Origin of the sequence: Halorussus halophilus, from assembly GCF_008831545.1 — an archaeon.
Classification (GTDB): domain Archaea; phylum Halobacteriota; class Halobacteria; order Halobacteriales; family Haladaptataceae; genus Halorussus; species Halorussus halophilus.
Genome location: NZ_CP044523.1, coordinates 844,457 through 866,227, shown reverse-complemented (window position 1 = coordinate 866,227; position 21,771 = coordinate 844,457). Strand labels below are relative to the sequence as shown.

The 21,771-nt window shown below is 51.0% G+C and carries 10 protein-coding genes; 1 reads left to right on the top strand and 9 read right to left on the bottom strand.

What is annotated here, in order from left to right:
* Positions 1-199 precede the first annotated feature (199 nt).
* The 6 genes from F7R90_RS04205 to F7R90_RS04175 all read right to left on the bottom strand — a co-directional run bounded on the left by F7R90_RS04205 (position 200) and on the right by F7R90_RS04175 (position 17,772).
* Positions 200-5,692, bottom strand: a complete 5,493-nt coding sequence (locus F7R90_RS04205) for a DEAD/DEAH box helicase (RefSeq protein ID WP_158056023.1) — start codon at positions 5,690-5,692, stop codon at positions 200-202.
* Complete coding sequence (locus F7R90_RS04200) at positions 5,689-6,465, bottom strand: hypothetical protein (RefSeq protein WP_158056022.1); 777 nt, start codon at positions 6,463-6,465, stop codon at positions 5,689-5,691. The genes F7R90_RS04205 and F7R90_RS04200 overlap by 4 nt, the downstream gene beginning before the upstream one ends.
* Positions 6,465-9,506 (bottom strand): hypothetical protein, encoded by a 3,042-nt coding sequence (locus F7R90_RS04195; RefSeq protein ID WP_158056021.1) that lies wholly within the window; start codon positions 9,504-9,506, stop codon positions 6,465-6,467. Before F7R90_RS04195 ends, F7R90_RS04200 begins: the two co-directional genes overlap by 1 nt.
* The gene (locus tag F7R90_RS04190) at positions 9,503-10,402 is read right to left on the bottom strand and encodes a hypothetical protein (protein ID WP_158056020.1); all 900 of its coding nucleotides are present in this window, start codon (positions 10,400-10,402) and stop codon (positions 9,503-9,505) included. Before F7R90_RS04190 ends, F7R90_RS04195 begins: the two co-directional genes overlap by 4 nt.
* A 966-nt stretch (positions 10,403-11,368) precedes the next feature.
* Entirely contained in the window at positions 11,369-14,515 is a 3,147-nt protein-coding gene (locus F7R90_RS04180; RefSeq protein ID WP_158056019.1) for an ATP-dependent DNA helicase, read from the bottom strand.
* 578 nt (positions 14,516-15,093) lie between these two features.
* Positions 15,094-17,772: an outer membrane protein assembly factor BamB family protein gene (locus F7R90_RS04175; RefSeq protein WP_192498397.1), complete on the bottom strand. Its 2,679-nt coding sequence runs from the start codon at positions 17,770-17,772 to the stop codon at positions 15,094-15,096.
* 430 nt (positions 17,773-18,202) lie between these two features.
* On the opposite strand from F7R90_RS04175, the gene F7R90_RS04170 reads away from it, so the two are divergent.
* On the top strand, positions 18,203-18,466 hold the full coding sequence (locus F7R90_RS04170) for a DUF7386 family protein (RefSeq protein ID WP_158056017.1): 264 nt from the start codon (positions 18,203-18,205) through the stop codon (positions 18,464-18,466).
* 23 nt (positions 18,467-18,489) lie between these two features.
* On the opposite strand, the gene F7R90_RS04165 is transcribed toward F7R90_RS04170, so the two are convergent.
* The 3 genes from F7R90_RS04165 to F7R90_RS04155 are packed head-to-tail and all read right to left on the bottom strand — an operon-like array spanning position 18,490 to position 21,562.
* Positions 18,490-19,647 carry a BREX system ATP-binding domain-containing protein gene (locus tag F7R90_RS04165; RefSeq protein ID WP_158056016.1) on the bottom strand — a complete coding sequence of 386 codons (1,158 nt, stop codon included), beginning with the start codon at positions 19,645-19,647 and terminating at the stop codon, positions 18,490-18,492.
* Positions 19,644-20,531, bottom strand: coding sequence for a hypothetical protein (locus tag F7R90_RS04160; protein ID WP_158056015.1), 888 nt, complete (start codon positions 20,529-20,531; stop codon positions 19,644-19,646). The genes F7R90_RS04165 and F7R90_RS04160 overlap by 4 nt, the downstream gene beginning before the upstream one ends.
* Positions 20,528-21,562 carry a tRNA-guanine transglycosylase gene (locus tag F7R90_RS04155; RefSeq protein ID WP_192498396.1) on the bottom strand — a complete coding sequence of 345 codons (1,035 nt, stop codon included), beginning with the start codon at positions 21,560-21,562 and terminating at the stop codon, positions 20,528-20,530. Before F7R90_RS04155 ends, F7R90_RS04160 begins: the two co-directional genes overlap by 4 nt.
* Positions 21,563-21,771: the final 209 nt, after the last annotated feature.

Sequence of the window (21,771 nt, the reverse complement as noted above, 5' to 3'; positions counted from 1 at the left end):
GTACTCTGCCGGATGAAGTTCTCACGTTGTATTTTCAGGTACTTACTACTGGATAGAATCGAGTCTATTTCCTTTGGTTTTCCCATGCAGTGGGAGACACCCCTTAGGGAGTGTGCCTAAGGGCACAAGGAAAAGAAAATACCTTCCGCCTTCCGCATTTCAGCGGAAACAGCGGAACGGGTGGTTGGACGGTTTCCCGTTAGCGGACTAGATTGATTGTTTCTGGAGTGAGTAATCGATGGATTTCTTCGGGATTCAACGATTGAGGGTCATTCCACTGATCGCAACCATACTGGTAGACACAGAGTGGACAACCACTCTCGCAGTCGCAGTCAAAGTGTTCTTTGACAAGTTCCATGGCGTCGTTGAACTGTGGATATTCCCCGTCGTCTTCTTCGACCAAGATCCGTGAAATTTCGGCCCCACCTTCCTGCGAGTCGAAGACGTAGACCGCTTCGTCTTCGACACTTTCGCTGACTTCTCGAACGTCTACGCCACCGAGATACTGAAGGCTCACTCGAAGACCATGTGCGAAGGTGTGTTCCGATATTTCGGAATTCAGTGAGACTTCCAAGCCTTCGGTGGTATACTGGTGACCGAGGCGGACGAACTCGGAGCAATTTTCGTAGCCATCCGGTTCGTGGTTCGAGTCGACGGTACATCTTGCGGAGTCCTCATCCCGCACGATCATGCCGGGACAGTTCTCAACCCCACAGCGTTCGAACAACGACTCTTGTGGGTCAACTGTTCCATTCGTGTATCGTGCCCGATACCCTGTCGCGTGTACGAGAACTTCCAATGTGCCATACCGAAGCGTACCGACTTCGTTCCCCTCGTGGTCTTCAAGGATGAATTCCTGTTCGGAGTCGAACGAGAGAATGCTCGTTTCTCGGTCGGCGTACGTACTCTGTACGTCTGCGTTGTCCTCAGAATAGATATCACGAGCGCTAAAGCCATCGTCGGTAGAAATGGCGAGGTCTTCGCGGTACGCTTCCACAGAATCCATCACCGCGAGACGGCGTCGCTTTGGTGCAACATCACGATCGCAGTTCTCACAACTGCTTTCTGGCTCGTTATAGCTGGCTCGACAAACTGGGCAAACGTACTCCACGTCGTAGTCAATATCTTCAGTCGCCGCAATCGTTTCTTCGAGCGTTTCCGAGGCGTAGTCGTCATAATCCACTCTCGAAACGACGTAGGTGTCTCCATTGTGGAGATACGCTGCTCCCGGATGGAGTTCGTTCATCGCCATTCGCATTTCCCGTCCCCCGTTTGCATCGCCAAGTCGTCGCCGTTCGTAGTTCTCACCGATCAGCGTAAGCCCGACCGAAGTCGAAATGTTCCGCATATTGAACGCATACTTGCTTTGCCTCGATCCGCGCAGGAAGTCGACGTAGCTATCGTTGCGGACTTCCGCGAGATGGTCCTGAATTACTTGCTGTCGATCACGGAGGCTCTCAAGCTCTGAACGGATGGCTGCAATCTCGTCATCGTTGGCGGCCCGACGCAGGTCTTTGTTCAGGTTGCGTTCCCGGACCGACAACTCGTCGAGAGTATCGTGTAGGTCGTCGGTATAGTTCCGATAGTGGTCGATGAACCGTTCCGAGAAATTCGTAATTGCGTCATCGATTAGGTGTCCATACTCGTCGAACGCAGATTCTATACGTCCAGTACACTCGTCCTGCGTGCAACGATCTTTCTCGTCAGGATCGTATTTTGCACCGCAGGAGACACAGAAGTCGTACTCTAAGAGACGCTTGAGATGTTTTCTGATTTCGCCTTCGTGGTCGTTAATGACCGTGGTAATGACCTGTAGCTTCGGATTCCGTGTTTCTAGTTGGAGTGTTCCGTTTTCTTGGACCATCAAATGCGTAAACTTGCTATACTGTTGGCCGTCTTCCCAACTTCGCATAAAGTTATCTCCGCCTTCTACCCGTGTCTGGTGTCCTTCGTGTTGAACATCCCAATTGATAGCAAAGTTCGCTGCGACGAAGTCGAGAATACCCCAACTGAGGGATACCCGGAGAACTTCTTCGTTATGCTCATTGAGCGGAACGTCCTTCGGGGAAGTCTCGATAAGATCCACCGGTTGTTCGTAATAGTAGTAGTCAATCGGGTTTCGTTGACTAACACTGTGGACGAGTGCAGCCTTTGACCGTCGGCCAGCGCGTCCGACTCGTTGGAGATAGGCATTCATGTTCGGCGGTGTACCAAACAGAAGAAGTGAGTCCAAGGCACCGATGTCGACTCCGACTTCCATCGTTGGTCCAGACGACAGGAAGTTGGGCTGCTTCCCTTCCTTGAACAGATACTCGATGTTCCGACGCTTCTGTTTCGGTGTCGTCCCGAGATACGTTTCACTTAATAGTAGCATCGGAGGAACATACCCGATTCGATAGGCACGATAGTTGAACCGGGGATGGTCCACGTTGCGTTGGTCGTCGAAGGTAGTTTCGAATGGGACACAACCGTCTTGGATCGCTCCGTATGCTGCCTCCAACGTGGAATATGTCGTCTGGTCGTGTGGGTCGTATCTGAGCGAGTCATCAGTGCCTGCAACCGTTACTTCTAGGACAGCAGGGTCAAACGAGACGTAGTTGTCCTCCGTCTCATAGTCCAATACAGCGCGTTCAGCGAGTGCGTCGACTGCGCGGGTGGTATTCGAGGCCCCGCTCTTTTCTCGTAGAGAATCGATTCCGATGCCGTTACCCTCTGCGACCAAAGTACGAATGACTGCTCGTTCGTCCTCGTCTAAGTCAGTAGTATCAGCCAACCGAACGTCGAGAACACCATCCCGTACAAGTGGTGGATCACGCTCATCAAACCGACCACTATACGTATGCGGGATAGTTCGTCGGAGAAGTCGATCTTGGATAGCTTCTTCGGGGTCCCATCGTCTACGTGCTCGTCCCTTGAGCTCTGCACGGAGAGATACACGTCCCCCAGAGACATCACGTACCGTCGAAAGCGTCTCCTCTAAATCATCGAGACGCTGGTTTGCTGTTTCAAGGACCGCTTCCAACGAGACCCAACTGTCCGAATCGCTATCGTAGTTGGAGACGACGCCGTCGTAGATGAGCTGATCGAGGATTGTCTCTGTCTCGGGGTCCTCGAAGTCACGCCCGAGTTCGTTCATATCCTTGTGCGAATCGGCAAAGGAGAGTATCTTCGCGGATTCGAAGTTCTCCTCCGCTGCAACGCTACGGAGGAGATATTGTGAAGTAGTAACGGCAAGGTTGTTAGGACTCCGCATGAGTTCGGAGTAACGTTGTCCGCGCCCGCTAATTGCGTACGATGTCCCGGAATGATAACACGGGACTCCTGTCCGAAAGTCCGTTGGACTCCGAAGCTCCCCGGTCGGATCGAACATCTGGTAATTACTGGGTTCGACTTCTCGCGTCGTGAGGTCTGGATTAGAACAGTTACAACTGTGTCCAGGAAGAGCCTCAGTATCGCAATTTTGGCACTCGTTCCGACGAAGTACTTCATAGAGTCCCGCTTGCGCGAACGTCCGGGAACCGCATTCACACTTCTGGGGCAGTTCCGATTCAAAGTAGAGTCGGTCGCACTCCTCTTTGCGACAGACCCACGGGAGAAGGTGTGTATTCTGTAGATTGGTTCCACATTCACACTCGATACCTTCCGAAGGAGCGTGATCGTAAGACCGCTCGCATGTCGTGCAGTCGACTTGCTCTTGACGAGTCTTCAGGCTCCGGTCCTTCGAGCCACAGTTTGAACAGTGATCGGCTATCGAGAATTCCCGCTCACAACTCGGGTTCGTACATAACGCGGTCTGACTATCGCTACGCACGGATGGAGAACTGCAAGTCGGACAGTCACGAATCGTCCCTCGTTTTTCGACGTTTCCACATTGTTCGCATTCTAGATACGGGCGAAACGTGACACGGAGCATGCTGACTTGCTCGTTTCGGACGCTAGAGCAGCGCTGACATTCACGAGAGTCCTGCTCGATTTTCCCGTGTTCGGTCGGCATGTATGGCTCGAGTTGGTCACATTGGGGACAGTACCAACTGATCAGTGATTCTTCATCGCAGTGGTTGCAGTAGGTCGACCGAGTGGTGAAATGTCCTCCGCACTCGACACACGTCTCTCTAGGTGAGCGATATACCGCGTGACAAGTTGCACAACCATAGAAACCGTCCATCGGCCAAGAAAATAGGTGGCTTCGGTTCTCGAGAAGTCCAGAGAATCCACCCAGAACGCGGAAATTATGAAGTAGCGTTTGGGATTGTTCCTCGTCTACTCCGTACTTCGTTTGAATATCTGTGAGCAACGCTTCTCGGGTTCGAGGCTCCTCTCGTAGACTCGTGTAGAGTTCTTGGATTACTTGGACTGAAGAGTTTCCAGGTTGATCTCTGGCCAGGAACTCGAAGAGGCGGTCGCTTACTGCATCTGCCAACTCGTTATTGCTGTAGGTCTCGTGCCCGTCAACGACAAATGTCTCGTCACCGAATGCCGACGGTGTTACAGTCGTATCTCGTCCCATCTCAACGAGTCCATCTTCGGTGATACGTGAATCCGTGAGTTCCTTTGGGACGGACTCGGGAGAATCGTATGACAAATCACGCGGATTCTCGCCGACGTGTTCGATGGTATCGACACCACTCACCTTACGGAAGAGTTCATCGTGGTTTCCGACCGTCGCACTACTAGCAATTACTTGGAGGTCGTCTTCACCAAATCGTGCTTCTCTGAGCGCACGGAGACGCTTAACGAGCATCGAGGTGTAGCTTCCAAATAGACCAGAGTAGGTGTGTACTTCGTCGAATACCAGAAAGTCTGGTTCGTAGATGAACGTCTCGTGCTCATCGGGTGCATTGGCATTAATCGCTTTCAGATTAATCGTGTCCGGGTTCGTAAGGACGATATCGACATCGCCGTGGCGTACGTCTTGCTTCGTTAGGTGGATGAATTCAAGCGGGACATCGTCTACGCATTGGGGCTTTTCCGGCTTCACCGTGAACCGGCCCTGATCCGGTTCGACACGGAGGCTCTTACCGCAGGAGCGGCACTTCTCTAAATCTTCGTTGTATCCGGGGCATTCGAAGTACTTGAATGACGATCGAAGGTATCCCTCTGCTCCACTTTCACTGGTATCTCGCGGTGTGTCACCATCATAGATTCCAACGGTGATTCGTTTTCGCTGGGGAAGGTGACGATTTATCTTGTAAAGATACTCGATGAGTCGTTTCAATTGGTCCTGAGCGAGTGCTTTCGTCGGATAGATGAGCATCGCTTTCACGCTCTCTCTATCGCAATCGTCGATTTCCCCTTCTCGAGCACGAAGAATATAGTCGAGAATTGGGATCAACCAAGCTTCGGTCTTACCTCGTCCAGTTGCAGCGGTAATCAGGGTGTTCTCTCCGTCTGCTATTGTCTTGGCACTGCGTTCTTGGAAGTCGTATAGCCGCTCGAATCCGAGTGACGAGAACGCATCTATGATTCGTGGATGGATGCCGAGGTCTGCTGCAAACGTTTCCCACGTTTGATCGCTCCAGTTCGGAATCTCAAGTGCTTGGAGGTACGGACCCTTCGATCCGACGAAGGGCTCGTCGGTATCCGTTTCTTCGAATCGTTGCTGGACGTTTTTAGCAGCTAATCCCAAATCGCCGACCAGATACGATTTATATGCTTCTTTTATTTCCTCGGCACGCTTGGTTGGGTCTTTCATTGTGTGTCAATCTCCAGTCTGATCGCAGATTCAAGTTCGTTTACGGCTTTCATTTCCTTAATCACGGAGACGGAAAGCTGATCGAGGCGTACGCTCCCATGGTCGGCGAACTGTTGGAGAGCCGCAACCGTTTCATCGCTCAAACCATGTTCACCTTGGAAGGAATCCCATCCGTGTTTCCCGGCGTTTTGTTCCCACTTACGTTGCAAGAGATTCCAACGAGAGGCGAGTGAAGACGGGTTTTTGTCTTCGTCCCAGATCTCTGAATCTAAGAATGATTCCATGTCGTCTAGGATACTGTCAAACCCGGTGCTACCGCCGTCAATTATCTGATTGAGATCCCGAGCAGACTCAATTTCGTCTTCCCAATACCGTTGATGTTCCCGAATCTCTTCGATTACCGTACTTCGTGCGTTCCGCACAATCTGACGGGCATCATCGACAGCCCATGTGAGACTAGATGTCTCACGGTCTTCTGCAGCGTCGAGAACATCTTCGTCGGATATCTCGGAATCATCCCGTGCTCGTCGTAGCGCTTGGTCTACCTCTTCATGACGCTCATCACCGAAGACATCGGTCAAGATTTTATCGTAGAAGAGCAGCGTACTGACTGCTGTGTCCAGGCTATCTAGTTCACGGCCTAGCTCTTGAATATTATCTCGAGCGCGATTGACTTTTGCTTCGATACTTTGCGCTTGCTCTGCTTGTTCGGCCTTCTTACCCAGTTGATTAACTTTCTCTTCAAGAGTATCGTCAAGTTGTGACTGAACCATTAGACGTCACCTCCGAGAGTCTGCTGAACAGCGTCGCGCTTCTCGCTAAACCCACTGAACTCTGAGGACTCACGAACTTGGTTGCGGAAACTCCCTACATCACGTGTCTTTGCCTCTTCGAGTTCTTCAATCATCTCTCCGAGCGCACTGTAGACGTCCCATGCCGAGTGCTCGTCGAGACTTTGTTGATACGTGTGGAGTAGGGCAATCAGCGAAATTGGACTCTTCACATCTGCATCCTCTATCGTATTGAGCGTCTTTCGAAACCCACCCAGATCTAAGTCGGCATTTTCGTCGTCTAACAGTCGACCGATCTCTCGCCATTTTTCGCGTTGCGTTACATCCAACGAGCCTAAACAACCCTCAAGTTCTGTATAGAAATCTCCGAGCTTCTGCGGATTGTGACCAATGTTGTGCAGTTCACGGTACTCTTCGAGAGATTCGTTTAACCCCTTGAGATCGACCTGTTGTTCGACTTTCTCTAACTCTCCAGCTAAATCCGACACATCTTCGATTATCGTCGAGAGCTTCTTCTCGGCATTTGTGTGAGAGGTGCCCAGGCGATAGGCGTCATCGAGACTATCGACACTGACCGTTGCCATTCTGCTAATATACTGATCCAGATTCTCAGAGACCCCTTCAACGGCCTCGGACAGTCTATCGTAGTCAACTACGTTCTCTTTCAGAAGGAAGAAACCCTGCGACAGCAGTCGGATATCTTTAGTGTGGTTCGCCACACGGTCAAACGCACCCTCGAAGCCCGAGGGTAAATTCAGGTCTACGTTAGAGTGGTGACTCAGTGGTGACGACTTTTGTAGCTCATAACTCTCGAATACGAGTTCACGGGTGATCTCTGTAGTCCCCTTTCCGATATTCATCACCAGGTAATGAGAGAGCACGATGAACTGTTCAACGGTCATCTCCTCAGGGAGACAATTTTCGATATCGTCTCGCATCCGATGACGGAAATCGACAACTTGATCGTCGGCCCAACCGCGAAGTCGATCGAAGTTCGCAGTATCTTCGAATGACTCCGCATATCCATAATGGAGCATCTGCCGGTACAAATCCTCGTGTTCTGCGCCATGTGGAACCTCGAAACTCATCGAAGAACGTGTATCCGCACCCCTGACGAACACCGGCGGTTCAGAACCGCGGGCGTAGTAAATCCCGGTCGTGCGGGCAGTTGAGTTTTCATTCGCAAGCCGAGTGGGTTCGTACCACCGTTCGAGGGTCTCTACGACGCCTTTTCGGAAGTGGTCGACACTATCATATTCAGTACCGTCTCGGAGCCAACTTTGGAACTCCCGATAGTCTTCCCCCGGTATTGCTATCTTCCCTGTTTGTTTTGAGGATGTGTCGTTGTCGTCTTCGTCGTCTTCAGAATCCTGAGATCCATCATCTTGTTCGGTGTCCTCTCCACTTTCCTTCGCTCTGTCTGGTTCATCTGGGTCGTCTTCGCCCTCTTCTATGGGTGTTGAAACTGATTCGTCCCCCGGGGAGCGCTTGATGACGTCTGTATCTGGCGCAAAACTCATTTCGAAGAAGACGTTCCCGTCTTCCACAGACTTCTCATGTGTATCGACACCGAACGCATCGAAAATGGCCTGAGGAAGCCAGATTCTCCCTTCATGGTTCATCCCGTACCACTGTGTAAGTTCCAAGCAAGCCTCAGAATACTCGTTCATGGAAATGAGGTACGGACGACTTCTGACGTAGGAATTATATTCGGGTTGTACTGTTTGGAACGGCGGAACATCCGAGGTGAGGCAATCCGCGATTACATGTACTAGAAGAATTCGAGGAGTCTGCTGTAGATTGCCATCCTCTACCAGATTTGCATACACGTGATGGATGAAGGCCTCGTTGAATGGATAGATTGTATCGAATTCCTCCTCGGGAATTTTCACGTCTACATTTGAGTCCTCCTTGATCGCTTCTAGGTATTTTCGAACGAGGACGACGGGAGCACTTCGCCCTTCAAGGAAGTAGGCCTGACCACTGTCGTCTGTAGTACTGAGGTAACCCTGTGTCCGCTGTTTCATGTACGTCAGCGAATCTTCACTGGTTGACAACGCATCCTCAATGTTCTCTCGTTCCCACCCTGTCGTCCAACCCAGAATCACGTCGAAGTGGCCGCTGGATAGTTCGAAGATGTGATCAAGGAGATCATCCTTGAGCACACTGAACGTAGTTAGATCCTCACAGATGAGGACCGGTCTTTTCCCTTCTTCGACGTATGCTTCCGATATCTCTTCCAACTCGCGTTTGAAATCCTCGATTCCGATGTTTCGCGTCAGAAGGTCATGGACTGCTCGCCGAATGAATGGATAGACATCGTCTTCGCGTTTCGTCTTGCCGAACGCGCTTAGACAGATTCGTCCGTAGTCTTCTCGAGACAGAAGATACTCCTTGATATTCTGTTCTTTCCCTTCCTGATTAACCGATTTTTGGTATTCTTTGATATTCTCAATGAGCGTCGATCGGAAGTCGTCCTTCTTGTCGTACTCATTTAGGAAGGCATCGAGGTCGAAGGAACGAAGCGAACTCTTGTCCTTGTAAAACGTCCGCAGCCCTTGGATGATGAAGTCTGCAACCTCGATTGGATCTAAAGCCGAGACATCACTAACTTCTTCGTAGTCCTTGCTGATGGGTTCGTGAAGAATCTCGAGAATTTCGTCAAGACGAGTATTGCTTCGTGAGATGTGAACCGCAACGTGAGTCTCATCGTAGCCTCCATCTTCGTAGCCATTTATTTCGTACTCTAACCACTGACAGAGGTGGCTCTTCCCACTGCCAACCTCGCCCTTGACGATGAATATCCGGTTATCATCTTCAAGTTCAGAATCAAGCACCGCGTCACGGAACTGCTTCTCTGTAACAAATGCATCATCACCGCTATGCGGGCGAAGTATCTCAGCCTGAATCTTGTCGATAGGGACGTGCGTTTTCTGGAAGACCTCGGGAGTCTTTTGCTGCGACTCAGGTTTGATATACTTCTCGACGACGTCTCGGTCCCAATTACGCTTTAGCTTCGTCATGCTTTGAGCCTCCGTTCATTGCGCTCGAGCGGATACCAGTACGACGGACGATCGGGTGAATCATCGATTGTGTAGTCTGCGGGCGTTCGTGTATTGTCGATAGAATCTGGAAGGTCGACGGTTTCCGTTCTGTCGGACATTCCGGTTAATGTGAGGAGGTTGTCCTCTACCATGCTCTCGAAGGTATCTGCAACCCCAACGTGCACAGCAGGGTCACCGCCAGTTCTGCTGAAAACCGGGAGAAATTCTGAATGAATCCATTTTAATGCGGCCAGCAGGCTATCACCATCGTCTCGATGCTGCTGGTGAAGGGCAAGAAGTTCGTGGAGAAGAGCGCGACTTGGCGAAATGAAAATTTCATCCCTGCTTGTGACATAAGACACAGCACCGACGGGTGCGAGGAGATTTGCCCACATTTCGATTTTCTCTTCGCGCCATTTGAAATCGTATTCTGTGTTGCGGCGGGATTCAGTAACTAAGTCCTCGACGGAGACTCGGCGTGTTCCATAGTGACCTTCGTCTCCTAATTTCTCAACAGCCACTTCGTGGATTTCTGCTAAGTGATACTGCCTACCAGACTGTTTCCGGATGTGATACAGCAGTCGGGATTCGAATGAGAGGTCGAAGTTCGAAAAGAGATCTTGGTTAAGCGGATTTAGAGACTCGTCATCTGTCTCCTCAATCATGTCAAGTGTCCTCAGGAACCTGAGACACTGATCGATGTGGTCCGTCTCGTATCCGCTCTCTTGCGGACGACCATATCGTTCCTCAATCTGAGAGATAGGTGTTCCTTCATCGATTCCCTCGTAAATTGTTTTGAGTTCTGCACTTCGAACACTGCCATATCCTGCCAGAAGCCGCTCGGGTTTCCCCTGGTTTTGTTGGTACTCAGGCATTATCGTATAGTTTTGCGTTTTCGTCGCGTTGGTTATCAAGGCGATCCGCTCGGTACTGACACCGGTTTAACATTCGGTCCATGTTACTTGCAATTCGTTGTACGTCGCCCCGTTCGGTCCACGAACGTAGTGCCTCACGAATACGCTCGGTATACTTGTCGAGAACTGCGTCCAAATCATGTTCCACAAAGTAGTACAATGGTTTCCACGCTGGACTTTCTGGTGGAGCATTGTTGTAATCGAAGAGTTCTGGAAGGGAACTCGCTGGAGCACCGACGGCTTTGTGATGGTGTGAGATTTGATGATAGTAGAGATTTTTCGAACCTCGATTGTTCGACACTGGAAGGGCGGAATCGAGGTTCTTCTGAATATACTCGGTGACTCGACTCTCAAAGTCGATATTCTTGTTCGGAGTGAATTCGTCAACGAATGATCTCTCAGGGGTGTATGCTGGTGTTCTGGGTGCGTTTGTATCTGTTACGACAATATAGACATCATCCTTGCCACGGCTTTTCAGAAGTGAGCGGACGAGATGCTGTTGATTATAGTCTACGAGTTGTTCCTGGCTAACGACGTGTACCAATGGAAACTCAATTGTCTCCGGGTCGATTTCCTTTGGACTCAGATGGGTGTAGGCTACTGGCTTGAAGTCGTTATCCCATAGCTCTGTATGGATCACCCGATCGAATCCATATTCGATTAGGAGTGGCAGACTTCGTAGCTGAGCCCTCTGCTCATGGCTGTGTTCTCCGACATACGAATCCCTAATCACAATCAATTTCGCGTACGATTGGTTCGTAAGAGATGTCAGACCGGATTCCACTGTCCGAATGAATGATTCAGTTTCGACATAAATCTATTGATACTCGAGATAACGACCTCTTTCCTCGATGTAGTTGAGGCGGTTCCTTAGGAGGTAGATAGATATTACATTTTAGGAAATTTTTGGTTTAGGAATTAAGTTGACTATTGATTCCCGTGGTATTCGGGACGGGCAGGGCAATTCCACCGAATATCGCACTCTGCACACGTTTGGTTCGACGGTGCATCACCAGGGGTGATATTGAACCAGTTCCGTTGCTCACGGTCATCTTCGATACTCGTAACAGTTTGTTCGAAAGCACTGAGAGAGCTCTCGACGGACCCTTGCTCGAACTCGAGTTGGAATACCGCGTCGTCTCTCGACTCTTCGCCGAGGAAGTAAATTACACCTCGATCTGGATACTCTCCCTGCTGGTACCGGTACAATTCCGCGTAGGTGTTTAGTTGAGCTTGGTAGTCATCTAATTCTCTTCCCCCATCCGGACGCTGTCCCGCTTTGTAATCCCAGATTTCGTAACCGTCGATATCGTCCCCGGCCAAAACGTCGACGACACCTTCTAACACGAAATCGTCACGGTTGCTTTGAAGTCGATGCTCCGTATCGATAACACGAGGATAGAGTCGTGCACCCTCCTTTCGGTTAAATCGCTGAATATAGTCCAAAGCGGTCTCCTCTGCTTCCTTACTCATAGGATAGATATTCCGTGCTTTCAACGCCTCAGAAACCTCAGTGAAGTACTTCTCGATGTCATCATCCGTCGGTACTTCACCCTCGGTGGCACCGTCGATATCACCGGCGTAATGACGATGCGCCCGATCCAGAGTTTCGTGAACGACTCGCCCAAAGAAGAGTTGTGTGACGTGATTTGGTGCGAAATCTAGCTCGTTGTAGTACCCATACTGACGTTTGCAACGGCGGTACGCCAATACATCGCCCGTGATGCTATATCGGCGTTTGAGACCTACCTCACGGTGAGGGCCAACGCTCCCACCCACTCGGTTGAGAAAGTCTTCAGCAGCATTGAGCTCTCGACTTCCCTTGAACCAATTTTCGGAGAGCGGTTGCCCACTCTCATGGTATCCGAGAGAAATGTTTGTAGTGGCGTTCTCGTTATCGAGGAGGAGAAGGTCCTCTTCCGCTCGTGAGTAGGCGACGTAGAAACGTCTAACTTCGTCTCGTTCTGCTCTGTCTTCGGAAGTTCCGGAAGGTTCGATCTCTGCGTATGGTGTAAGTTGGTTTTCGAGCCAGTAGGTTCCGCTCATCCAGGGCTCGCTATCGAGATCGCTGGCGAAAACGACAGGGAATTCTAATCCTTTGGCCTGATGGACGGTCATCATTTGGACGAAGCCTGTGGGAATCTGGTCGTGTGGATCCTCCGGTTCATCGAAACTCGAAGCTTCGAGATACCCACAGAAGACGTAGTAAAAGCTCCCGAGGAAGCGAGTCGATACCGATAGTGTCCGAGATGACTTCTGCATATGCTCCGGACCCGTAACGCTCGCGAAGGAGTCGAACAACTTCGTAAGTTGGCCCAGTCGCTTCCCTCGCTCGGGGTGGTCTGGATCTTCAATCCACTGTTGGAATGGGTTGAATGAGAGAATTCGATAAAGAAGTTCTAGAAGCGTATACCCCAGAGATTCCTTGCCGTCAGCTCGTTCTAGTTCACGCCGTTTCCGCCGGACGTAGTTATCGAGATCGTTCGCTGCATATTCGTCAATATAGTCCTCGAATTTATCTGACCAGCGATTGATTTGGTTACGGACACGGCCACGAACATTCGCGGCGTCCGTACCTTCCAGATCCGGATCAACACACCGAATAACCGCACTTAGAGCAAATTCGATTTCATCCTGCTTCAGAAACGCTTTGTTCCGAGGGTTATGAACAGGGATATTGCGCTCTCGGAGAGCTTCGACGTATCGTCCAGCCCAACGAGAACTCTCCTTCGTACTTTTAAATAAGAATGCAACCTGACTGTAGTCCTCGATATATCCCTCATCGTGAATTCGTTCCACCAATTCTGCAGCAGTCTCAGCCGATTGTTTGTCGCTGTTCCCAACCAGAAGAGACCGAACACTTTCTCGACCTTCAGTCTCATCACGGGCAACTATCATGGGTTCTTTGTTTGAGGCTCGGGCACCTTCCCGCTGCATCAACGGATAGTCCCCAATATATCGGTTACACCAGGAAACGATATCTTCCGTGGAGCGGTAGTTGGTTCGCAGTTGTTCCTTTGTGACAGAGGTCTCGAAGTGATCTTTAGCGCGATCAGGGAACCGAATTAGGCACTCTACGGTCCCACCGCGGAATCGATAGAGGGCTTGATCATCATCGCCCACAACGGTGATATTCGGGCTATCGAGTTTTTCAACAAGACGGAAGTAGAGTTCCTCCTGGAGTGGATTCGTGTCTTGATACTCATCTACTAACACGTGCTCTAAGGGTGGACGTTCCCGGTCAGGTTCTCCATCGATGAACCGCTGACCACTTTCGCTATCGATGAAGTCAACGAATTGTTCTAATAACCGAGCGAAGTCGCATCGATGGTTTTCACGAAGCGTCTCCCGATACCGCTCAAGTCCTTCAGCACAGACTCGCCACTCTGGTTGGGGTGACCGTCGTAGCGAATCGGTGCTGGCTCGATACTGAGAGATCCGGTTAAACAATTTTGCGGCGGTCCCAGTCGCCTGCCACTTGTTCGGACCGTACTGCGAACTAACTCCACGTGGGAGAACCTCATCGAAGAAACGCCATGCGTCCCCTGTGAGTTCTCCACCAGTAACAGTGTCCCACTCATCAGTATCGACGTTGCCGCGAAGTACAGAAACGAAATCACAGTTGTTGTACATGAAGAGTTGTTGGGCGTCCTCATCGAGCAACTCTACGTTTGCGTAGTCCGGATATCGATATTCTTGCGTGATATCGTTGCAGAGTGAATGCAACGTACCGATCCGGATATCGTTCGCATCAACTTCGTCCTCGAACCCGAGTTTCTCAAGCCGGTCGACTATTCGTTCCTCCAGATTTTGTGCTGCCTTTTCGGTAAACGTCGTGAGAAGGATACTCCCAGGCTGGACTCCATCGGCGAGTATGAGCTTCAAGGTCCGAGAAATCAAGACTTCAGTCTTTCCGCTGCCTGGACCTGCGGTAATCCAGAGTGGTCCGTTCCCGGCAAGGATAGCATTCCGTTGGCGTTCGTTAAACGACCAGTCTTCGTCCTTGAACCGCTCCCGATTGGCTTCTTCGAGTTGATGGATGAACTCGTCCTCGGAAAGCGGAAGAGATGTCATACGTAGATGTCTCCATTATGGCAAATAAATATGTGGTCTACCTGCACCTGATTCTCCACATCTGACCCGACTCGAATAATTTGAGTTGGAAGCATAATATAGAGGGGAAGCCCATACTGGAGTACTTTTGAGGGTACTCGAAACGAATGCCTACACGATGAAGACGGAGCCCAGCGGCTACGACGGACGTCAATTGATACTGCTGAGTGATGCGTCAGTATCGGGCAAGACGTGAGCCGATAGCGTCGTTGAGGGTAATACGATATGAGCGGTCGTTCAGAGACATGTCGAAACGCAGTAGAAGTTAACGTCAGCTGCTGTCGAGCGTATCCTTCTTCGCTGATTTTGTTCACAGGGAATCTAAATTTGGACCTTCCAACGACGTTAGCAGCTTTCTTGTTCAATAATTGTCTTTTTCAGTTCAATAATCCTTAGAAGATCACCCGGAATTGGGTGAGTAAGTACGTAGTGGGCATATATTCCCGAAGCAATTAACGACAAAGAGTTGGAGACTGTTAAAATACTGTGGACAGGCGCAGTTAAATTATAACAAGGTGTATATTTTCTCCGTAGCGTATTCATTCTAGCGCAATCACCCTATTTGCACCGTCTACGACAAAGATAACATCACCCGCCACTACCGGCTGTCTTACCCCTCCAATTCCCGCTTTGTAGCGCCAGCGCTCTTTACCAGTCGATACATCTATCGCAAATATGTAGGATGCTTTGCTCCCGAGATAGACCGTATCTTCCACTACCGCGGGCCAGTACGTTCCACTGGTTTCTCCCTCAAAGCGCCAGCGTTCCTCCCCAGTCGACACATTGAGCGCATATAGAATATTGTCGCGAGTTCCAACGTAGACGGTATCACCGACCACCGCAGACCCCCACAACCTGTCGGTTTCTCCTTCGAAGTGCCAGCGTTTTTTCCCTGACGATGGCTTTAGTGCGTACACACTGCCATCTTCGCTCGGAACGTAGACGGTATCACTAGCCACCGTGGGCCAATATGTTCTGTCAGTTGCTTCTTCGAAGCGCCAGCGCTCTTTGCCGGTCGACATCTCAAGCGCATACACATTCGTATCGTTACTCCCGACGTAGACCGTGTCGCCCATCACTGCGGGGGAACGTGTCATTCCAGTCGCTTCTTCGAAGCGCCAACGCTCTTTGCCGGTCGACGCCTCTAGCGCATACACATTCGTATCATCGCAACCAATATAGACCGTGTCGCCTGCTACTGCAGGCTCCCACGTTATTCTATTTGCTTTTTCGAAGCGCCAACGTTCTTTACCGGACGATGCCTCAAGCGCATACACATTCGTATCATTACTCCCGACGTAGACCGTGTCGCGCGCTACTGCTGGCCCCCTTGTATCGTGAGCCGCTCCTTCAAAGCGCCAGCGCTCTTCGCCAGTTGATGCCTCAAGCGCATACAAATTTGAATCCCGACTTGCGACATAGACAGTGTTGCCAGCCACTGCAGTGTCCCACAGGTCGTCCATTCCTTTGAAGTGCCATTTTTCCGAAATTGGCGCAATAGGTCCATTGGAACCAGGTCGGGCCCGAGTCCGGCCATGACTACCCCCCAACATTGGCCAGTCGGCCTGTCCAGACGATATATCCGATCCTACATTTTCTTTGATAGGTTCCGCCTCCAATATACCTTGGTCAACAGAGTATCGGATCAGTATCAACCGATCGTCAATTACGACTCCATCGACGATGAGAGTGAACGCGCTCACTCCGCGGAGCGCAATGCCTTCGAAGCTGTGGGGAGTGAATACAAGCGTATCAAAACCCTCGTTTACGCAGGTGCCGATCTGCTGAGTCTCGGTATCGACACTCCCTTCCCAAGAAGAGGTTGCGATTATTGGAGACCCAGCAAGGTAGCCGGCGATTGCAGACACTGTCGATGTGCTGCCATCGGACTGCACACGGAGCGTTCCCGCTTCGGTGTCAATGATGACCGTACTCGGCCCATGAGCTTGATTCTTGTTCTTGTCGCTGATGAACTGCACGGGGTCGGGCAACGTCTGGGTGAGTACGGATGGAACTGTAGAGTCTTGCTTGGCGGTACCGGTGAGCGCATAGAGTTTGTCTCCGGTGACATATACTGCACCACCAACAACGGCTGGGGCGGAGGTAACTGTGCCCCCTAGTTCGAGTTGCCAGCGTTCTTGTCCAGTTTTTGCAGCAAATGCCTGTAGGATGTCAGTTCTTTCTTTGGTCGGCACAGTGCCAGTTTCTTCGTTGCCGACTCCGACATAGACAGTCGACCCAACTACGACAGGTGAATTCCAGGCCCATCCTTCTTTTTTGAAGCGCCACGTTTCAGTACCTTGGATAGCGTCCAGCGCGTAGATTGCTCCGATAGTGCCGACATAGACGGTTCCACTCGCAACCGCTGGTGATGCCTTAATGACTGACTTGGTATGATTATTAAATCGCCACTGTTGACTGCCGGTGGCTGCATCCAGTGCATAGATGGTATTCCCGCTTCCAACGTAAACCGCTTCTTCCGTCGCGGTCGGAGACGAGATGACTCTGTCCTCCGTTTCGAACCGCCATTGTTCGGTCCCACCGCTAACGGACAAGGCATACACATACCCGTCGGCACTTCCCGCATAGATGGTGTCTCCTCGGACTGCCGGAGAGGAATTGACTGCATCGTGGGTCGTAATGTGCCACCGTTTCTCCCCATCTTTTGCCCTGAGTGCGTAGATGTTTCCATCATTACTACCGATGTAGACGGTTCCAGCCGCTACGGCCGGCGAAGAGACCACTGGGCCGTCAGTTTGAAATTTCCACTGTTCACCACCATCGTTCGCAGCCACTGCGTATATGTTTCCGTCCCAACTGCCGGCATAGACGGTGCCGTTTGCGACCGCAGGCGATGACCAGACCCTATCGTCTATCTCGGTATGCCACACCTCCTCATGCGTCGTGAGATTGAACGCGGCAATTCCTGTCTCGGTTCCGATGTAGGCCATGTTTCCAACAACGGCTGGTGATGACTGTGGAACGCTCTGAAAATCGGCTTCCCAGTCGATTTCAACTGTGCCCGTTGGGCCAGTTGCGGTTGGGTGATGGCCGGTGTTTGCGGCGTCGACTTGGAACATTGGCCACTCTGTAGTTGCCTGGATTGCGGAAGAATGCGCTCGGCCTCGGTAGTCGCGCACCTGCTGGAATGGCATGCCAAGCCCGATCCCTGTGGTGGCGAGAAACTGCCGCCGGGAAGGTGAGTAGCTCGGAGTCATTCCTAACCTAGCGATGCACGGATAGATGAATGTTACCATACCTCATGGACAGGATGGTGGAACAGGCACCATCAACAATATTCATAATATTACCTATAATTTTATTATGCATAAGAAATACGCCGATGAGTGGATGTCTGCAATAATCACAACCGGCGTGATTCTATCTGGCGTCGGGGGACCAAGAGAACCTATAGTTCCCGTACCTTCTTGATATGCGAAGTCACGGGGTCAGACGCCAATGTATGCAACTGCCGCGATGTATGCACGATATCGTATGCGCCCCACCCTACAATGTGCATAGAATCACCCCTCAATCTCGTTCTTCTGAATGCAGTTTCCCCCACCTGAGAGAGTGGTACTTAAACAGATGGCCTTCCAGTTACCTCAGCACAACGCTCTAGGACCCCCAGTGCATACATCGGTATATATGACGACGAAACGCACCACGCTCAGACTGAGCGACGAGCGCAAGCGTCTCATCGAGCAGGCCGAACAGATCGTCGCCTCCGGCCCCCACGACGAACCGCCGACGAGCGAGGTAATTGACGCTGCACTTACCCATCTCATCGAGAGTCAGGCAAACATCGACGATGCTCGAAGCGAACACCCACCGCACGTAATCCAGGACATCGCTAATACCTCTGTCATCGGTCTACGATACCGCACCAGCGTCGAAAGCAAGTGGCGATAGCCGTTACTCGTCACTGACCCATTTCAGAAAGTGATCTCGCGGACCAGATCCTTATCGATAGCCGACCGGTCTTGCTCAATCGCTTTGTCGAGGACGTTGCTACAGAGCACGAGTACCTGTCGAATATTACCCTGTGAGCGTTGCAATACTATTTCCAAGCTGTCCTCGGTGAATGGATCTGTACCACTGTCTTCCGAACCCCGGGCTGTCTCTAGGTAATGACCAACGAGATCAGTAAGGTGCTCATCGGTCAATGGTCGAAGTGCTACTTCTTGGCCAATTCGTTCCGAGAACGCGTGATATTCGCTCATCACGTCCTGCCAGACTTCTGGCGCACATCCGAACAGCATACAGAGTCCTTCACTGTTCTGGTCCATTAGATGGCGAATGCTATTCAGGATAGACTGCTCGTCTTTTGTATTCAACCGTGCTATACTCTCGAATTCGTCGACGAAAACGAAAACACCAGTATACCCGAGATCGAGGAGAACGTTCTTTATCGCGGTAAAGGCACGGACACCCATCGTATCATCGTCGAGTGCAGTGTGAATCTCCATTTCTTTGCGCTGTTCGTAGCGGATTCCTTCTGCAGTTAACCACTGCCATGCGTAGAGGTTGGTATCCTCGTACACCATATGGACGAGAGCCCGCGCAAAGTCCGCAAACTGTGTGACATCGCTCAGACGGCGAATGGCGGGGGGAACTAAGTCGGAAAGAAGTACTTCTCCCTCATCGATGAGCGACTCCATCGAACTTGATCCACTCGGATCGGTTTCGGTGACATCTCGCGCGACTGCGGCCAAGTACTCGTACGCGATTTTCTGCAGATTCTCAAAACCCAGATCGTACACGAACTCGTGATAGAGATCGACAAATCCTTCACCCGGTTGCGAAACGTACCCGACAACGATATCGTCTCGGTCCCGGAGCAACGAACGGGTGTACTTGAGCGTATGCGACTTTCCGTTCCCATATTTTCCGGTTATCACGAGATGCTTCGATTTCCCGGACGATAGCACGGTCGAGACCGTCGAGCTAACCGTATCGACTACGTGTTCCTGTCCGCAGTAAATACGTGGATTCTCTCGCGGAACCGGACTGAACGGGAACGGGTTTTCTTCTAGACCGAATCGTGAATAGTCGCGTTTCTGGTCGGTGATCGTGAAGCCTTGGTTCGTCATTGTTGGTGTAGTTTATCGGTGAGGTTGCGGTCGTAGATCGCTAGATAATAGTACTGTTTGTCGAACTGTGTCACTCCACTCATGACACGGTCCGTCGATTGCGACGTCGAAACGAGTGTATCTGCTTCTGCGAGTTCGATTTGCTTGATTCCGAGCGCAGACTTCTTCGCTTCCGTGTCGAGTGGTGCACCGGATAGTTCCAGCTTGCCAATGTTCTGCTCGCAGAGTCTAACCAAATAGTCATCAAAGACCGATCTTCGACATCGAAGGCGTTCGCATGTCCACTCTCGAAGCTTCGGAATCGAAATATAGCGTTGCCGAAGGTTCACTCCGGTAGTTTCCTCGAGTTCATCGTACACTTCGAGAAGTGTCGATTGGAACTCTGGCGTTATTTCTTCACGCTCAACGGAATAATAGTCCCCTGTAAACGCATTCCGTTGCACGGATCCGAGTCGTTCCGACCAGTCCCCGAGTACTTCGATTCCGGTTTGATTGAACGTATAGTCTGTCTTCTCGGCTGCTACCGATAGATTCTCCAGTAACTCGTCTAAGGGACACGCTCCGTCATCTTCGAGTACCCGAAGGAACAATCCGTAGTGCGGACTCTGAGTAGCCAAAACCCCGCTGACGTCTTCCCAGACTTCATCAAGTACGGCATCAAGGAACTCTCTACCAGCTGCAGATATTTCGTACGTATCCTCGGACGGTTCAAGAATCAGTCCGATGCGGAGTACTTCGAGAATCGTCTCCCGAGCACGTCTGTGTGTGACGTCTAGTGCTACTTCGACTTCGTCTGTACTCTGAGTTGAGTTCCCGCAAAGGTACACGAGTTCGACCAACCGTGGAAGCGTGACTGGCCGAACAGTCGGTCGTTCAGACGTCATACGAGTCTCCTCATCTGTTGTTTGGCAATTCGATACGCTCGTTGTGTGACCTCGTTCCCTTGAAACCGAAGATCGAGATAGGCTTCAATATCCTTGCCCGCGGCGAATACATACCGGAACCGCCGGAGTTCGGCGACAATCGACCACAGGTTATGTTTCGTCAGGAGATCCCGGTTCTCTCGTATTTCATCAAGAGTTCGGGTGCCGCAAATGGGACAGGGACAGGGCAGATACTCCAAGTGGTCGATATTTTGGAGCTCTTCGCCACCGAAACCCGGGATCAAGTAGTTTCGATTGCCTGCTGCCCGGATGAATGCTGACGAGTCAAAGCTATCCACTCCTAAATACAACAGGAGAGGTTGGTAGACGATTCCGCCTAGACCGTACACGTGCAGGTGTTTGTCTGTGGCCCGCCGCGCGGCGAGTATCAACTTCGTCGTCTTTCGGTAGTCAGTTCGGATGAGTGCGAGGCTACCGAGCGCGTACCCATCGAACTCACCGTTACGCTCTAAGTGCCGGATGCTGTTCCGAATCGTTGCGGGGTCGAAACCGTGGACACTGGCAAGAAGGAGACCTTTTCCATCGTGAGCGCTGCTTGCATCAAGCGCGTATTCGATGTTTTGTCGTATTCTTCGTTGGTTCTCTGCGTCTCGGTTTTCACGCAAGAGGGGGATATCGATAGTCCCGTAAATATCCGCGTTCAGTTGCTTTTGCACCGCAAGCATCTCTTTTGGGGCTACGTCAGGAGCATCATTTTGGAAATCGAACCCACCGCTATCTGCGAATACTATCGTGTTATCTGGTACTCCCATCTCTTCCCGAAGTGTAACTCCATCCAGTAGTCGCTCCCACATCGGGTCTCGTTGATAAATCGAGCGGGCATTCACAATCGCCGTAGATAGGTCAGGGATAGTCCCAGCGTATTCGGGAGTGTTATCGCTTGACCGTTTTCCCACGTTTCTCACCGGAAGTAAGACCGGTGTTTCGAGATTTCCGTGTGGGAGGTTGAGTGTCCGTTGTCTGTACAGCATGACTTCCAGCTCACATTCGAGAAACCAGTATTTGAATACTGTATGTGAAGCAGCGACAGGTCTGCTAGGTTAGCTAATAGAAATCAACTCCCTCGGCCCTTTTCGCAATCCAGTTCAAATATTCGAATCATGTCTTTGCCCCTCCTTAATTATCAAGAATACAATCTTTGCTTCCAGCTACTAACCAGGATTATTGATAGAAAAATGTG

Excerpts from the sequence above, each read along its gene's own strand:
- F7R90_RS04205 (WP_158056023.1), bottom strand. The coding sequence starts at position 5,692 with ATGAAAGACCCAACCAAGCGTGCCGAGGAAATAAAAGAAGCATATAAA.
- F7R90_RS04200 (WP_158056022.1), bottom strand. The coding sequence starts at position 6,465 with ATGGTTCAGTCACAACTTGACGATACTCTTGAAGAGAAAGTTAATCAA.
- F7R90_RS04195 (WP_158056021.1), bottom strand. The coding sequence starts at position 9,506 with ATGACGAAGCTAAAGCGTAATTGGGACCGAGACGTCGTCGAGAAGTAT.
- F7R90_RS04190 (WP_158056020.1), bottom strand. The coding sequence starts at position 10,402 with ATGCCTGAGTACCAACAAAACCAGGGGAAACCCGAGCGGCTTCTGGCA.
- F7R90_RS04180 (WP_158056019.1), bottom strand. The coding sequence starts at position 14,515 with ATGACATCTCTTCCGCTTTCCGAGGACGAGTTCATCCATCAACTCGAA.
- F7R90_RS04175 (WP_192498397.1), bottom strand. The coding sequence starts at position 17,772 with ATGACTCCGAGCTACTCACCTTCCCGGCGGCAGTTTCTCGCCACCACA.
- F7R90_RS04170 (WP_158056017.1), top strand. The coding sequence starts at position 18,203 with ATGACGACGAAACGCACCACGCTCAGACTGAGCGACGAGCGCAAGCGT.
- F7R90_RS04165 (WP_158056016.1), bottom strand. The coding sequence starts at position 19,647 with ATGACGAACCAAGGCTTCACGATCACCGACCAGAAACGCGACTATTCA.
- F7R90_RS04160 (WP_158056015.1), bottom strand. The coding sequence starts at position 20,531 with ATGACGTCTGAACGACCGACTGTTCGGCCAGTCACGCTTCCACGGTTG.
- F7R90_RS04155 (WP_192498396.1), bottom strand. The coding sequence starts at position 21,562 with ATGCTGTACAGACAACGGACACTCAACCTCCCACACGGAAATCTCGAA.